Source organism: Enterobacter cloacae complex sp. ECL411, assembly GCF_021869665.1.
GTDB lineage: Bacteria > Pseudomonadota > Gammaproteobacteria > Enterobacterales > Enterobacteriaceae > Enterobacter > Enterobacter intestinihominis.
Genome location: NZ_CP091486.1, coordinates 17900 through 30556, shown reverse-complemented (window position 1 = coordinate 30556; position 12657 = coordinate 17900). Strand labels below are relative to the sequence as shown.

General features: G+C 57.2%; 12 protein-coding genes and 1 pseudogene. 6 read left to right on the top strand and 7 right to left on the bottom strand.

Features of this window, described 5'->3' with window-relative positions:
• The first annotated feature begins 442 nt into the window (after positions 1-442).
• The 4 genes from tisB to emrD all read left to right on the top strand — a co-directional run bounded on the left by tisB (position 443) and on the right by emrD (position 3299).
• The gene (gene tisB / locus L3069_RS00150; protein ID WP_022646551.1) at positions 443-532 is read left to right on the top strand and encodes a type I toxin-antitoxin system toxin TisB; all 90 of its coding nucleotides are present in this window, start codon (positions 443-445) and stop codon (positions 530-532) included.
• 64 nt (positions 533-596) lie between these two features.
• Positions 597-1043 (top strand): GNAT family N-acetyltransferase, encoded by a 447-nt coding sequence (locus L3069_RS00145; protein WP_023298965.1) that lies wholly within the window; start codon positions 597-599, stop codon positions 1041-1043.
• A gap of 62 nt (positions 1044-1105) precedes the next feature.
• Positions 1106-1939: a DMT family transporter gene (locus L3069_RS00140; RefSeq protein WP_023305144.1), complete on the top strand. Its 834-nt coding sequence runs from the start codon at positions 1106-1108 to the stop codon at positions 1937-1939.
• 175 nt (positions 1940-2114) lie between these two features.
• A complete protein-coding gene (gene emrD / locus L3069_RS00135) occupies positions 2115-3299 on the top strand; it encodes a multidrug efflux MFS transporter EmrD (protein WP_023298963.1) in 1185 nt (394 codons plus the stop codon).
• Here the strand turns inward: emrD and L3069_RS00130 are convergent.
• A pseudogene (locus L3069_RS00130) lies at positions 3205-4290 on the bottom strand (cellulase family glycosylhydrolase); the annotation flags it as partial. The gene emrD and the pseudogene L3069_RS00130 overlap by 95 nt on opposite strands.
• A gap of 97 nt (positions 4291-4387) precedes the next feature.
• On the opposite strand from L3069_RS00130, the gene dsdA reads away from it, so the two are divergent.
• Positions 4388-5674 (top strand): D-serine ammonia-lyase, encoded by a 1287-nt coding sequence (gene dsdA, locus L3069_RS00125; RefSeq protein WP_038414985.1) that lies wholly within the window; start codon positions 4388-4390, stop codon positions 5672-5674.
• Between the two features lie 32 nt (positions 5675-5706).
• Here the strand turns inward: dsdA and L3069_RS00120 are convergent, their stop codons facing one another.
• The 4 genes from L3069_RS00120 to L3069_RS00105 all read right to left on the bottom strand — a co-directional run bounded on the left by L3069_RS00120 (position 5707) and on the right by L3069_RS00105 (position 9425).
• Complete coding sequence (locus L3069_RS00120) at positions 5707-6054, bottom strand: DUF202 domain-containing protein (RefSeq protein WP_022646545.1); 348 nt, start codon at positions 6052-6054, stop codon at positions 5707-5709.
• A complete protein-coding gene (locus L3069_RS00115) occupies positions 6044-6391 on the bottom strand; it encodes a YidH family protein (protein ID WP_022646544.1) in 348 nt (115 codons plus the stop codon). Before L3069_RS00115 ends, L3069_RS00120 begins: the two co-directional genes overlap by 11 nt.
• A 92-nt stretch (positions 6392-6483) precedes the next feature.
• Positions 6484-7806: a 6-phospho-alpha-glucosidase gene (locus L3069_RS00110; RefSeq protein ID WP_038414984.1), complete on the bottom strand. Its 1323-nt coding sequence runs from the start codon at positions 7804-7806 to the stop codon at positions 6484-6486.
• Positions 7803-9425: an alpha-glucoside-specific PTS transporter subunit IIBC gene (locus tag L3069_RS00105; protein ID WP_022646542.1), complete on the bottom strand. Its 1623-nt coding sequence runs from the start codon at positions 9423-9425 to the stop codon at positions 7803-7805. Before L3069_RS00105 ends, L3069_RS00110 begins: the two co-directional genes overlap by 4 nt.
• Positions 9426-9646: 221 nt before the next feature.
• Between L3069_RS00105 and L3069_RS00100 the strand changes: the two genes are divergently transcribed.
• A complete protein-coding gene (locus L3069_RS00100) occupies positions 9647-10393 on the top strand; it encodes a GntR family transcriptional regulator (protein ID WP_038414983.1) in 747 nt (248 codons plus the stop codon).
• On the opposite strand, the gene L3069_RS00095 is transcribed toward L3069_RS00100, so the two are convergent.
• The gene (locus L3069_RS00095) at positions 10361-12022 is read right to left on the bottom strand and encodes a putative transporter (RefSeq protein ID WP_022646540.1); all 1662 of its coding nucleotides are present in this window, start codon (positions 12020-12022) and stop codon (positions 10361-10363) included. The two genes, L3069_RS00100 and L3069_RS00095, sit on opposite strands and share 33 nt — an antisense overlap.
• A gap of 172 nt (positions 12023-12194) precedes the next feature.
• Positions 12195-12623, bottom strand: coding sequence for a small heat shock chaperone IbpB (gene ibpB, locus L3069_RS00090; RefSeq protein WP_022646539.1), 429 nt, complete (start codon positions 12621-12623; stop codon positions 12195-12197).
• Between the last annotated feature and the right edge of the window lie 34 nt (positions 12624-12657).

The following is a 12657-nucleotide window of genomic DNA, read 5'->3' as shown; positions in this document are numbered from 1 at the left end:
TAGCAGAAACCTCGCTTTTATAGCAGCCTTTTTATGGGCAGACCAGAAAACAAAAAACCCCGCCTAAGCGAGGTTTTTATCAGGGTTTTGCGGTTGGTTGCCGCAGAACACACTGTGTTACGTCAACGCGAAAAGTATACGCGATCGAAGACGAACGCGCAATTCCGGCACGGATTTTGACGTTTTTGAGTATGGATCGCCTTCCAAAATTTGTCCATAAAATACTGTTCATGTATACAGTATTTATCTATACTGAGGGTGTTCGCAGTGAGCGAGGGGGCCGCAGTTTACCGGCGCAACGAAGTCCTGGCTGAAACGGGTGGTGCCGTCAGTGCCTTAACCCCTGAAGTGAGCACACTGTGTTACGTCAATCCAGGTGCTGGCCACAGGCGGCGGAAAGGTACGCCAGCATCGTGCTCCTTTTAACCAAAAGGAGACGCGTATGAGCGTCGTGGATATGGTCATACTTGTCCTCAAACTCATTGTTGCTGTATTGCAACTGCTTGATGCTGTCCTGAAATACGTTAAGTGATTCAGGTTCAAGTCGCACCTGAGAGGGGCGGGCAACCGCCCCTCTTTAATAACGAGGGAATGCTATGTCGCGTCTGTTAATTGAGCCTGTTACGCCTGATGAACCGGGCTATATCGCCCTGAAGGCCGAGAGTATCGCGTTAAATTTCAATATGCTGCGCAGGCTGGAAGAGAACTGGCAGCGCGGTGAGAATCGCTTTAACGCGCCGGGTGAAAAGCTGCTGGGGGCGTTTCTTAACGGCAGGCTGGTGGGCGTGTGCGGTCTAAATCGCGACCCATTCAGCCAGCAGCCGCGCGCCGGACGTATTCGTCATCTCTACGTCAGCGAAAAGTGCCGTGGGCTGGGGATTGGAAAACAACTTTTGACCGTGGTGATGGCGGATGCCAGCATCTGGTTTGATTTTCTTAATACCCATGCGCCGGAAACCGCGTACGGATTTTATCATCGGGCGGGCTTCAGGCTGGTGTCAGACGAGCCCCGGGTGACGCACCGCCTTTTTTGCGCAGTGTAAGCGGCTGGCAGCCTCGACGGGGGAATGTTACAGTTGGATGACATTTCACCAACCGATCCGCCATGTCCATCACCGTTTTCTGCATTTTACTGTTCGCCGCACTGCTACATGCCAGCTGGAACGCCATCGTTAAAGCCGGAACGGACAAGCTCTACTCGGCGATCGGGGTCAGCGGTTCAGCCGCGCTTATTGCGCTGATTTTACTGCCTTTCTCTCCCCAGCCGACGGCTGCAAGCTGGCCTTATTTGTTCGTCTCCTGCGCGTTACAGGTGGTGTATACGGTACTGGTGGCAAAAACCTATCAGGTCTCCGACATGAGCCAGACCTATCCGCTGATGCGCGGTACCGCCCCGCTGCTGGTGGCGCTGATCAGTGTGCTGGCGCTTGGCGACCACCTCTCCTGGCTTGCCTGGTCCGGTATCGGCGTCATTTGCCTGTCAATTCTGGCCATGGCGATGAATGGCCGCATGCAGTCGCGCAAGGGGATCTGGCTGGCGCTGCTGAACGCCTGTTTTATCGCCGGGTATACGCTGGTGGACGGCACCGGCGTGCGGTTATCAGACTCGGCGCTGGGCTACACGCTCTGGACCTTCTTCATGAACGGCTTCTGCCTGCTGAGCTGGGCGATGGTAGCCCGCCGCCGCGAAGCGTCAGCCTATCTGCGCTTGCACTGGAAAAAAGGGCTGCTCGGCGGCGTCGGGACGATGGGATCTTACGGTCTGGCACTCTGGGCGATGACCCAGGCGCCGCTGGCGGTGGTCGCCGCACTACGTGAAACCTCTATTCTCTTCGGCGCATTCATCGCATTTGTGCTTTTAAAAGAGAAGGTTGTGGGCCTGCGCATCGCGGCGGCGCTGGGTATTGCAGCCGGTGCGGTCCTGCTGCGCCTGGCGTAATTCGCTGGCAACATTAGTTGCCGATCTTGTTTACAAATCCTGCCTTCACGCCTTCTGTCATTCATCACAGTAATGCTTAAATTGTCATCTCTCTGTGGTAGATTCCTCGCGCATTTATGGGAATGCGTAGTCACTTATTCTTTATTTATCTCTTTTGGCAAAAGTATTCAGCGACATGAAAAAGCAACGGAACGTGAACTTATTGTTGATGCTGGTGTTACTGGTGGCCGTCGGGCAGATGGCGCAAACCATCTACATTCCGGCGATTGCCGATATGGCAAAAGATCTGAGCGTCCGCGAAGGTGCAGTCCAGAGCGTGATGGCAGCCTATCTGCTGACCTATGGCGTTTCACAGCTGGTTTATGGTCCCCTGTCCGATCGCGTCGGGCGTCGTCCGGTCATTCTGGTGGGCATGAGCATTTTCATGGTGGCGACGGTGATTGCCATTACTACGCACAGCCTGACCATCCTGATTGCCGCCAGCGCCCTCCAGGGCGTGGGCACCGGCGTCGGCGGGGTCATGGCGCGTACCCTGCCGCGTGATATGTACCAGGGCACCCAACTTCGCCACGCCAACAGTCTGTTAAATATGGGCATTCTGGTCAGTCCGCTGCTCGCCCCGCTAATTGGGGGTCTGCTGGACACCGTCTGGTCCTGGCGCGCCTGTTACGCCTTCCTGCTGGTGCTGTGCATTATTGTCACCTTCAGCATGGCGCGCTGGATGCCGGAAACACGTCCGCAGGACGCGCCGCGCACGAAGCTCATCGCCAGCTACAAAACGCTGTTCGGTAATGGGTCGTTTACCTGTTATCTGTTGATGCTAATCGGCGGCCTGGCGGGCATTGCGGTGTTTGAAGCCTGTTCCGGCGTGCTGCTGGGCGCAGGCCTTGGCCTGAGCAGCATGGTGGTGAGCATTTTGTTTATTCTGCCGATCCCGGCGGCGTTCTTCGGCGCATGGTTCGCCGGACGTCCGAACAAACGCTTCTCTACGCTGATGTGGCAGTCGGTGATCAGCTGTCTACTGGCCGGGCTGATGATGTGGATCCCGGGGCTGTTTGACGTGATGTCGGTCTGGACGTTGCTCATCCCGGCGGCGCTGTTCTTCTTCGGCGCGGGCATGCTGTTCCCGCTCGCCACCAGCGGCGCAATGGAGCCGTTCCCGTTCCTCGCGGGCACGGCAGGCGCGCTGGTCGGCGGTTTACAGAATATCGGTTCCGGCGCGCTGGCCTGGCTTTCGGCTATGATGCCGCAGACCGGGCAGGCGAGTTTGGGCCTGCTGATGACCCTGATGGGGCTGCTGATTTTGCTGTGCTGGCTGCCGCTGGCGTCGCGCGTCCCGCATCACGAACAGCCGGTTTAACCGCATGATGGCCCGGCTTCTCGCCGGGCTTTTCACACACGGGCGCAATCATCGCCTGTAATAACGGCTCTGGCGCAGGCCGCCAGGCGCCCTCTTCCCCGTCGTAAAACTGGAAGTCCGCGTTAAGCGCATACGGGATTTTCGCCTTTTGCAGCTCGCAGGCCATAAAGTTGGCGAAGGCCATTTGCGAAGCGGTTGGCGTGAGGTGGTTTGACTCCCCCACGCCCCAGCCCCCGACCCAGCTAACGTGCCCGGTTTTTTGCTGCCAATGCAGCGCGGCATTGATTCGGTTACGGATAGCCGCTTTCTCAGCCGCGGTTCCGGACGTCCACGGGTATTTGCCGTTCGTTTTCAGCGGACCCCAGGGGAAAATATGCCATTCCGCCAGCAGGTAATTCTGGCTGTGTGCGGGCAGCTTCAGGCTGGATAAATCCTCCGGCGCGGCGCGCAGACGAGGGGCGATAAAAATCATGCGGCTGGCATCAATGGCGTGAATGTCTTTGATCGCTTTCTCATACACCCGGTTGAGCGAAGCAACGTTGTGGTTGAGCTTGTCCGCCGGTTCGTAGATCAGGTCAAACCCCAGCAACGGCGAGCGCTGACCAAAATAGTGCGCCACGGCAATCCACCAGTTGATCACCGCTTTTTCGGTATCCGCTTTCGGATCGTTTTTATATTCATCGGCCTGATAGGCGATGATGAGGATGACGCCGTATTGCTCGCAGGCCTCCACCAGCTTACGCAGGTGAATCAGCCGCGCTTCCGTCGGTTCGCCCGCCACCCGAATACGGACATGATGTATGCCTTTCGCCTGGAAATCACGGACCACCAACGGGTCGAATTCGCGTATACCGCGCTCGGTGCGGGCCCAGTCGACATCCATTCCGACGCCCAGCATCTGCGCGTAACGGGCAGCCGTCAGGGGTGGCTCAGCGGCACAGGCCCAGCCGGAAGCGAGCGCTAACACGGTGACAATTAACGGCTTTAACACGACGCCCCTTGCAAATAATCAAATGCTTTACTCTGTATTTAGCATGCTTTTTCACAATTGGTGTAGAGTCAAAACGAACTAAATTCTGAGACAGATTATGAAAACGACTGACCTGACCGGCCTCATTGACCGGTTTCCGCTGCTGGCGGATTTGATTGCCCTGAAAGAGATCACCTGGCTTAATCCGAACACCACGACGCTGGCGGAAGGGTTGCCATATGTCGGGCTGACCAAAGCCGACGTGGACGACGCGCATGCGCGCCTGAAACGCTTCGCGCCGTATCTGGCGAAAGCCTTCCCGGAAACGGCGGCAACGGGCGGGATTATCGAATCCGAACTGGTCGCGATCCCGGCGATGAAAACGCGTCTGGAACAGGAGTTTGGCACAACGATCCCCGGCACGCTGCTGCTGAAAAAAGACAGCCATCTGCCGATTTCCGGCTCCATTAAAGCGCGCGGCGGTATCTATGAGGTGCTGGCCCATGCGGAAAAACTGGCGCTGGCCTCTGGTTTACTCAAGCTGGATGACGATTACAGCATCCTGCTGGAGACACGCTTTAAAGCCTTCTTCAGCCAGTACAGCATCGCGGTGGGTTCAACCGGCAACCTGGGGATGTCCATCGGCATTATGAGCGCGCGCATCGGCTTTAAGGTCACGGTGCATATGTCCGCCGACGCCCGCGAGTGGAAGAAAGCCAAACTGCGCAGCCACGGCGTGATCGTCGTGGAATATGAGCAGGATTATGGCGTGGCGGTGGAGCAAGGGCGCAAAGCGGCGGAAAGCGATCCAAACTGTTTCTTTATTGACGATGAGAACTCACGCACGCTGTTCCTGGGCTACGCGGTTGCAGGTGAGCGCCTGAAAGCGCAGTTTGCCGCGCAGGGGCGCGCGGTGGACGCTGAACATCCGTTGAACGTTTATCTGCCGTGCGGCGTCGGCGGCGGCCCCGGCGGCGTGGCGTTTGGCCTGAAGCTGGCCTTTGGCGATAACGTCCACTGTTTCTTCGCCGAGCCCACGCACTCCCCGTGCATGCTGCTGGGCGTTTACACCGGGCTGCACGATGAAATCGCGGTGCAGGATCTGGGTATTGATAACGTGACGGCGGCGGACGGTCTGGCGGTAGGTCGCGCGTCTGGCTTCGTGGGCCGCGCGATGGAGCGTCTGCTTGACGGGTTCTATACCCTCTCCGATCAAAGCATGTACGACCTGCTCGGCTGGCTGGCGCAGGAAGAAGGCATTCGTCTGGAGCCGTCGGCGCTGGCGGGGATGGCCGGGCCGGTACGCATAATGGCGAATGCTAACACTACACACCTGGTCTGGGCGACCGGCGGCGGCATGGTGCCGGAAGACGAGATGGCGAAATATTTAGCGAAAGGGAAGTAAATATGCCGGGTGGCGGCTGCGCCTTACCCGGCCTACAGGTGCAAAATTTGCTGAATGTGGGTGACCGCAAACAGCAGTGACAGCGACAGCACGGCCAGGGCGATAAGGAACTTATCCCGCACCGCCTTCGGCTGTACAAAGTCGCTCTGCGCCACGTCCATCAGGTTACGGCTGCGGGTGTAGCGCCATAAAATGATGGCTACCAGCGCCAGCACAACAATGGAGATCCAGAATGGCGCCCCCGTGCGGTGCCAGTTGTGCTTAATGGCAAGCGCGATCAACGCACCATACCCAAGCAGCGTGCGCAGCCAGGCCAGCGAGGTTCGCTCCGGCTGAAGCCCGGGGTCCGCTTCCCGCCGCGCTTTGCGGCTATCCGGCATACAGCACCAGTAACATCACTACGCCCGCAACCATCAGCAAAATCGTACTGATGATGATCAAACCGCGCGTGTAGGGGAGATCCTGCTTCAGACGCATCGCCTTTTCATTTCTCAGCCAGCGCAGATAGCCATAAATCGCCAGCACGCCGGCAATCAGGCACAGCAGCAGGGCCAGCACTTCGCGAATCAACGGAGTGGCAAAATCGGGGGCGAGCTGATCAAGGCCGACGCCTGCGGCCAGAAAGCCCAGGGCGGTGCGGATCCACGCTAAGAACGTGCGTTCGTTAGCCAGTGAGAAGCGGTAGTCCGGCGCTTCACCGAGGCGGGAAATGTTCATGAAGGTTCCTTGTCGTGCAGCATGCAGGCTTCAGCATAGCGTAATTCAGCCAGGACAAGGAGACCGGCATCTGGCGATGCCGGTCAGAAAGATTAGTGCAGCTCTGGCCAGTAATCCTTATTAGCTTCAATCAGATCGTCCAGAATCGCCTTCGCCACCGATGCGCTCGGTACGGTTTTCGACAGGGTAATCGCCTGCCAGAGTTTCTGATACGAGCGCTGCTCCCAGGCGTCCACCACCAGTTTTTCCACCGCCACCTGCTGGCTCATGAGCCCTTTCTGGAAGTGAGGAATATCACCCACGGTCAGCGGCTCCGGTCCGTTGTGGCCGACCAGACACGGAATTTCTACCATCGCGTCGGCGTCAAAATTATGGATAGCCCCATTGTTAGGCACAATCAGCAACATGCGTTCCTGGGTGTTAAAGGCAATCGCGGTCGCCAGATCGACGATGTACGATGCATGTTCGTCGATTTCCAGTTCACCGGCAGAAGAATGACCGGCTTCGATAATCGCCCGGCATGAACTGAATACATGCTTCTCACGGTGATCCATCACTTCATTGGCGCGGGTACGCTCCGGGTTGGAATGGGCGACCACATAGTCCGGGAACAGGTAATACTTCAGGTAGGTGTTCGGCATGGTGTCCGGATCCAGCGCCTGTACGTCTTTGGCCTTGGCGAAGGTATCGTTCCAGCTCGCTTCAGTATGCGCATCTTCCGAAGGTGGAACATAACCGTTTTTCGCCACGTATTCGCGCAGTTTCGGCATCAGATCGTTTCCGTTCAGATCTTCAATCGACGTCCACCAGCCGAAGTGGTTCAGACCGTAGTAGCGCACGCGCATCTCTTTGCGGTCTTTCAGGCCGACGATTTGCGCCATACGGCCTTCAATGCCGATCGGCATGTCGCAGATGTTGAGGATTTTCGCGTTCGGACGCAGGCGGCGCGTGGCTTCCGCGACAATCGCCGCCGGGTTGGAGTAGTTCAGCATCCACGCGTTCGGGGAGTACTGTTCCATATAATCTACCAGCTCAAGCACGCCGCCGATGGAGCGCATGCCGTAGGAGATGCCGCCCGGCCCGCACGTTTCCTGGCCCAGCACGCCGTGGCGCAGCGGGATTTTTTCATCTTTTTCACGCATCGGGTATTTGCCCACGCGAATATGCGCCATCACGAAATCCACATCGGTAAAGGCTGCTTTCGGATCGGTGGTGTAACTAAATTCAATCTCAGGCGCCTGCTCCCTGAGGATGATTTTGCACGCCTCCGCGATAACCTCCTGACGTGCTCCGTCATTGTCATAGAACTTCAGCGCACGCAGCGGGAAACGGTCACGGTTGGCTAACAGCATCAGGACGATACCAGGCGTGAATGTACTGCCGCCGCCTGCAATAACAACTGAGAATTTTTTCATGATATAGCCTCTGTCAGAGTGGTTTGTTCGTTTGTTAAAGGGGTTTTCATCAGCGATTCCAGCTGGTCGCGCACCTGAGGAACGTGCAGACCGACAATCACCTGAATGCCGTTGCCGCGTCGCACCACACCGTGTGCGCCCAGGGCTTTGAAGACGTCGTCGCTTTGGGTTTTCGTCATATCCACTAGGGCGATACGCAGGCGGGTGGCGCAGTTATTGATACTTTCGATATTTGCTGCGCCGCCGAGCGCCTGTAAGAACCCAGCGGCCTGTCCGACCTGCTGGCTGGCTGCTGCCGGGGCGGTGGTTTGCCCACGCGCCGCCTTATAGTCGGCCTTGCTGTAGAGCTTGATTTCGCTCTCTTCCCGGCCCGGCGTTTTTAGATTCAGACGTTCGATAAGCGTCCTGAAGACCACGAAATAGAGAGCGGTGAAGCAGAGGCCGATGCCAATCTGGGTGAATACCGTCGAGGCGTGGTTATGGAACATCGGGATCCAGTTTTGCGGCAGGAACTGGTCCAGCAGACCGCCCCCCATGTTCCCCACCACCCCGAAGGTATACATCACCGTCGCCATCGTTGCGGCCAGCACGGCGTGGATAGCAAACAGCAACGGCGAGATAAACAGGAAGGTGAACTCCAGCGGTTCGGTAATACCCACCAGCACGGCGGTAAGCGTGGCCGGAACCAGCAGCCCCGCAACCTTGACGCGGTTTTCCGGCGACGCGGTGTACCAGATCGCCAGCGCAATCCCGACCGAGCCAAACACTTTCGAATTGCCGTGCAGGGCGAAGCCGCCTTCAGGGAACAGTGTTTTTAGCGGCACAGTGCTCTGGCTGAATTCCTGCAGGTGCTGCGCCCAGTAGACCTGAATGCCGCCCTCTACCGCCGCCGGGCCGAAGATAAACGGGCCGTAGACAAAGTGGTGCAATCCGGTTGGGATCAGAATGCGTTCCAGGAAGGTATAGACCCATACGCCGAGCGCACCGGCAGAGCGCAGGAACGCCTGCAGGGACTCAATGCCCATCTGCACTTTCGGCCAGCCCAGCAACGTCAGCCAGGCGCAGGGGATCATCACGAAGAACGCGAGGATAACGACAAACGAGGTGCCCTGGAAAATCCCCAGGAAGACTGGCAACGGCTTGTCGAAAAATCGGTTGTGGATAGCGGTGACGAGCCCGGAAATGATAATCGCCCCGATGATGCTGGTATCAAGCGTTTTGATTCCGGCAATCATCGCCAGCCCGCTGCCAGCAGTGGGTTCAGCAGAGAAGTCGACGCCAAAGAAGTGACCCCAGGTCATCCCCATCGCGTTGATAAAGTAGTTCCAGGTCAGAAAGCTAATCAGCACCGCCAGACAGGCGCGGCCCTGCGCCTGCTTTGCCAGGCCAATCGGTAAGCCGACAGCAAAAATCAGCGGCATATTGCGGAACACCGCCCAGCCGCCCTCTTCGATGATGTGAACAATCTGCGCGAACAGATGATCGGGGGCCGTTAAAGCTTCGCCGACAAACAGCGGGTTGCGAAGCATGATGGCGATCCCGACCACGATCCCGGCAAAGGGAAACAGTAAAACCGGGGTGAACATGGCGCCGCCAAAACGTTGTATTTGACTGAGCATTTTTAAATCCTCATGAAACAACCTGTAGGGGTAGAGGCCTTTATGATTTTTTACTGGCCTGAGGTGAGCATAAGAAGTTACTGATGCGGGAACATGGCGTGCCGCTGCGATTCGTGATCGCATTCATGGTTTTAATTTGACCAATCAGGTCTACTTTTTATAGCAAATATGGACAAGTTAAGACGTAATCCACGCCATAACGGGCGAGCAGAGGTCTACAGGTGATCTACAAATCTATTGCCGACAGATTGCGGCTACGGCTCAATTCGTCGGACTACAACATTGGCAGCCCGTTACCCGGCGAAAAAGCGCTGGCAAAGGAGTTTGGCGTAGCCCGGATGACCATCCGCAAGGCGCTGGATCTGCTGGTAAGCTGGGGGCAGGTTGAACGTCGACACGGCAGCGGGACGTTCGTGGCGCGCAAAGACGTTCATCATGAAACGACTAACCTGACCGGGCTGGTGGAGGTACTGCGCCAGCAGGGGAAAGAAGTGCAGAGCAAGGTGTTGCAGTTTGAAGTGATGCCCGCGCCGCCCGCCATCGCCAGCCAGTTGCGGATTCAGGTTGATGAGCGGATCTATTTTTCAAGGCGGGTGCGTTACGTGGACGGAAAACCGCTGATGCTGGAGGACAGCTTTATGCCGGTGAAGCTGTTCCGCAATCTTTCCCTGGCGCATCTCGAAGGGTCTAAGTTTGATTACATCGAGAAGGAGTGCGGGATCACCATCAGCGGCAACTACGAGAGCCTGACGCCAGTGCTGGCAGATAAACAGCTGGCCGGTTATATGAATCTGCCGGAACAGACGCCGCTGCTGCGCATCACCTCTCTTTCCTACAGCGACAGCGGCGAGTTCCTCAATTATTCCGTGATGTTCCGGAACACCAGCGATTACCAGGTGGACTACCATCTGCGGCGTATCCACCCGGAAGACTTATTAGCCCATCCCCCAGAACAGCACCGCCAGTAGTTGCGGGGTGATAATGCGCAAAAACATCACCAGCGGATAGACCGTGGCGTAGGACAACGCCGCCGCGCCGCTGGTGGCGTGCAGGTTATTGGCGAACGCCAGCGCGGGCGGATCGGTCATGGAACCGGCCAGCATGCCGCACAGCGTGAGATAGTTCATTTTAGCGAACATACGCGCCAGTAATCCGACCGTTATCAGCGGGATGGCGGTAATGAATATGCCGTAGCCTACCCAGCTCATCCCTTCGCCGTTAACCAGGGTATCGACAAAATCGCCGCCGGATTTCAGTCCCACCACCGCCAGAAACAGCACGATGCCCAACTCCCGCAGCGCCAGGTTAGCGCTCGGCGGCATAAACCAGTAGAGCTTACCGATGGAGCCGATACGCCCGAGGATCAGCGCCATAATGAGCGGCCCGCCTGCCAGCCCCAGCTTCAGTGCTACCGGGAAGCCGGGCACGTACAGGGGGATGGAGCCAAGCATGACGCCAAGCCCGACGCCGATAAAGACCGGCAGCATCTGCACCTGCTGGAGTTTTTGCTGGGCGTTGCCCACCATGTTCGCTACGGCATCAATAGATGAAGGACGCCCGACGAGGTTGAGAATATCACCGAATTGCAGGCTGGCATCCTGGCTGGCCACCAGCTCGACACCGGCGCGGTTAAGCCGGGAGATCACCACGTCATAACGCTCTTTAACCTGCAAATCGCGTATTTTCTTGCCCAGGACCTTCTCATTGGTCACTACCACGCGCTCCACGCGCATGTCCGTTCCACGGGTTGAGAGCGAGGTATCCACCTCCTGACCAATCACCAGCCGGGCATTGTTTAAATCCGCCGGTTGCCCTACCAGATGCAGGAGATCGCCGTGCTGAATGAGTGTGTCAGGTGAAGGCACCATCAGCGTGTCGTCACGTTTCAGGCGTGAACAGATAATGGTCGCGCTGTTCAGAATGGGGACATCCTGTATCGCCATATTATTCAGGTTGGGGTTTTCGACGCGAATGTTGATGGTTTTAATAAGCGCATGGCCGTTGGTCAGCGTGCTTTCATGCTCTTTCGCCTCCTGCTCGACGTTAATGCGGAACAGCACGCGCACCAGCCACATGGAGAGCAAAATACCGCAAATGCCAAACGGATAGGCCATGGCGTAGCTCATCCCCATCTGATCGACGACATCAGCAGGGATACCCAGATCGCGCAGAATTTGCTGGCCCGCCCCGAGCGCGGGCGTGTTGGTTACGGCGCCGGAGAAGATGCCCAGCACGACGGGCAGCGGAATAGCGAAGAGTTTGTGCAGAATGGCGGTGACCAGCCCACCCATCACGACGATGCCGAAGGCAAAGAGATTAAGGCGTAAACCGGAGACGCGCAGGGAAGCGAAGAAGCCCGGCCCCACCTGAATACCGATGGTATACACAAAGAGGATCAGGCCGAACTCCTGGATGAAATGCAGCATATCGGCGCTGAGCACCCACCCAAGCTGGTCGGCAAAATGGCCGACAAAAATCCCGCCGAAAAGCACTCCGCCAATCCCAAACCCGACGCCGCGGATTTTGATATTCCCCAGCCATAGCCCCACTACCGCGACAAGGGCCAACACGCTGACGGTTAACGCGATATCACTCATGTTCCACATCCTGTGCATAACCTTAGTTATATCAAGGATTCTCTCAGAGCTGGCGGCGGTTGTATGGGCGATGGCGCACAAAAAAGCCCTGCCGGGGCAGGGCCTTGTGCGGTCTGTGAGCGTTGTCGGGTGGCGGCTGCGCCTAACCCGACCTACAGTTTCGGCGGGTTTGTTAACTGTTTAACGCCGGCCTGTCGCTAATGGCGATGCGCTGCGGCGCGATAGCTTCCGGCACGTTACGGGTGAGGTCAATATTCAGCAGCCCGTTAGTGAACGTCGCGCCAGAAACTTCCATATGGTCTGCCAGGGTAAAGCTCAGGCTAAACGGCTGAGTGACAAGCCCCTGATGCAACCATTTGGTCTCGGTGTCAGGTTTTTCCGGTGACCCTTTAACGGTCAGGCGCGTACCCTCAAGCTGGATGTCGAGATCTTCCTGACGGAACCCGGCCAGCGCAAGCGTGATGCGGTAGTGGTTATCATCGCTTTTTTCGATGTTGTACGGCGGAAACGTCTGCTGTTCGGTTGCGCTTTGCAGCGCGTTAGCCAGTTTGTCAAAACCGATCCACTGACGCAGCAGGGGGGAAAAATCATAGTTACGCATACTAAATCTCCTTCTGAGAAGCGAGTTCGGCACA

Bases quoted from the DNA above. Each gene is read 5' to 3' on its own strand.
- tisB (WP_022646551.1), top strand. From the start codon at position 443: ATGAGCGTCGTGGATATGGTCATACTTGTCCTCAAACTCATTGTTGCT.
- L3069_RS00145 (WP_023298965.1), top strand. From the start codon at position 597: ATGTCGCGTCTGTTAATTGAGCCTGTTACGCCTGATGAACCGGGCTAT.
- L3069_RS00140 (WP_023305144.1), top strand. From the start codon at position 1,106: ATGTCCATCACCGTTTTCTGCATTTTACTGTTCGCCGCACTGCTACAT.
- emrD (WP_023298963.1), top strand. From the start codon at position 2,115: ATGAAAAAGCAACGGAACGTGAACTTATTGTTGATGCTGGTGTTACTG.
- dsdA (WP_038414985.1), top strand. From the start codon at position 4,388: ATGAAAACGACTGACCTGACCGGCCTCATTGACCGGTTTCCGCTGCTG.
- L3069_RS00120 (WP_022646545.1), bottom strand. From the start codon at position 6,054: ATGCCGGATAGCCGCAAAGCGCGGCGGGAAGCGGACCCCGGGCTTCAG.
- L3069_RS00115 (WP_022646544.1), bottom strand. From the start codon at position 6,391: ATGAACATTTCCCGCCTCGGTGAAGCGCCGGACTACCGCTTCTCACTG.
- L3069_RS00110 (WP_038414984.1), bottom strand. From the start codon at position 7,806: ATGAAAAAATTCTCAGTTGTTATTGCAGGCGGCGGCAGTACATTCACG.
- L3069_RS00105 (WP_022646542.1), bottom strand. From the start codon at position 9,425: ATGCTCAGTCAAATACAACGTTTTGGCGGCGCCATGTTCACCCCGGTT.
- L3069_RS00095 (WP_022646540.1), bottom strand. From the start codon at position 12,022: ATGAGTGATATCGCGTTAACCGTCAGCGTGTTGGCCCTTGTCGCGGTA.
- ibpB (WP_022646539.1), bottom strand. From the start codon at position 12,623: ATGCGTAACTATGATTTTTCCCCCCTGCTGCGTCAGTGGATCGGTTTT.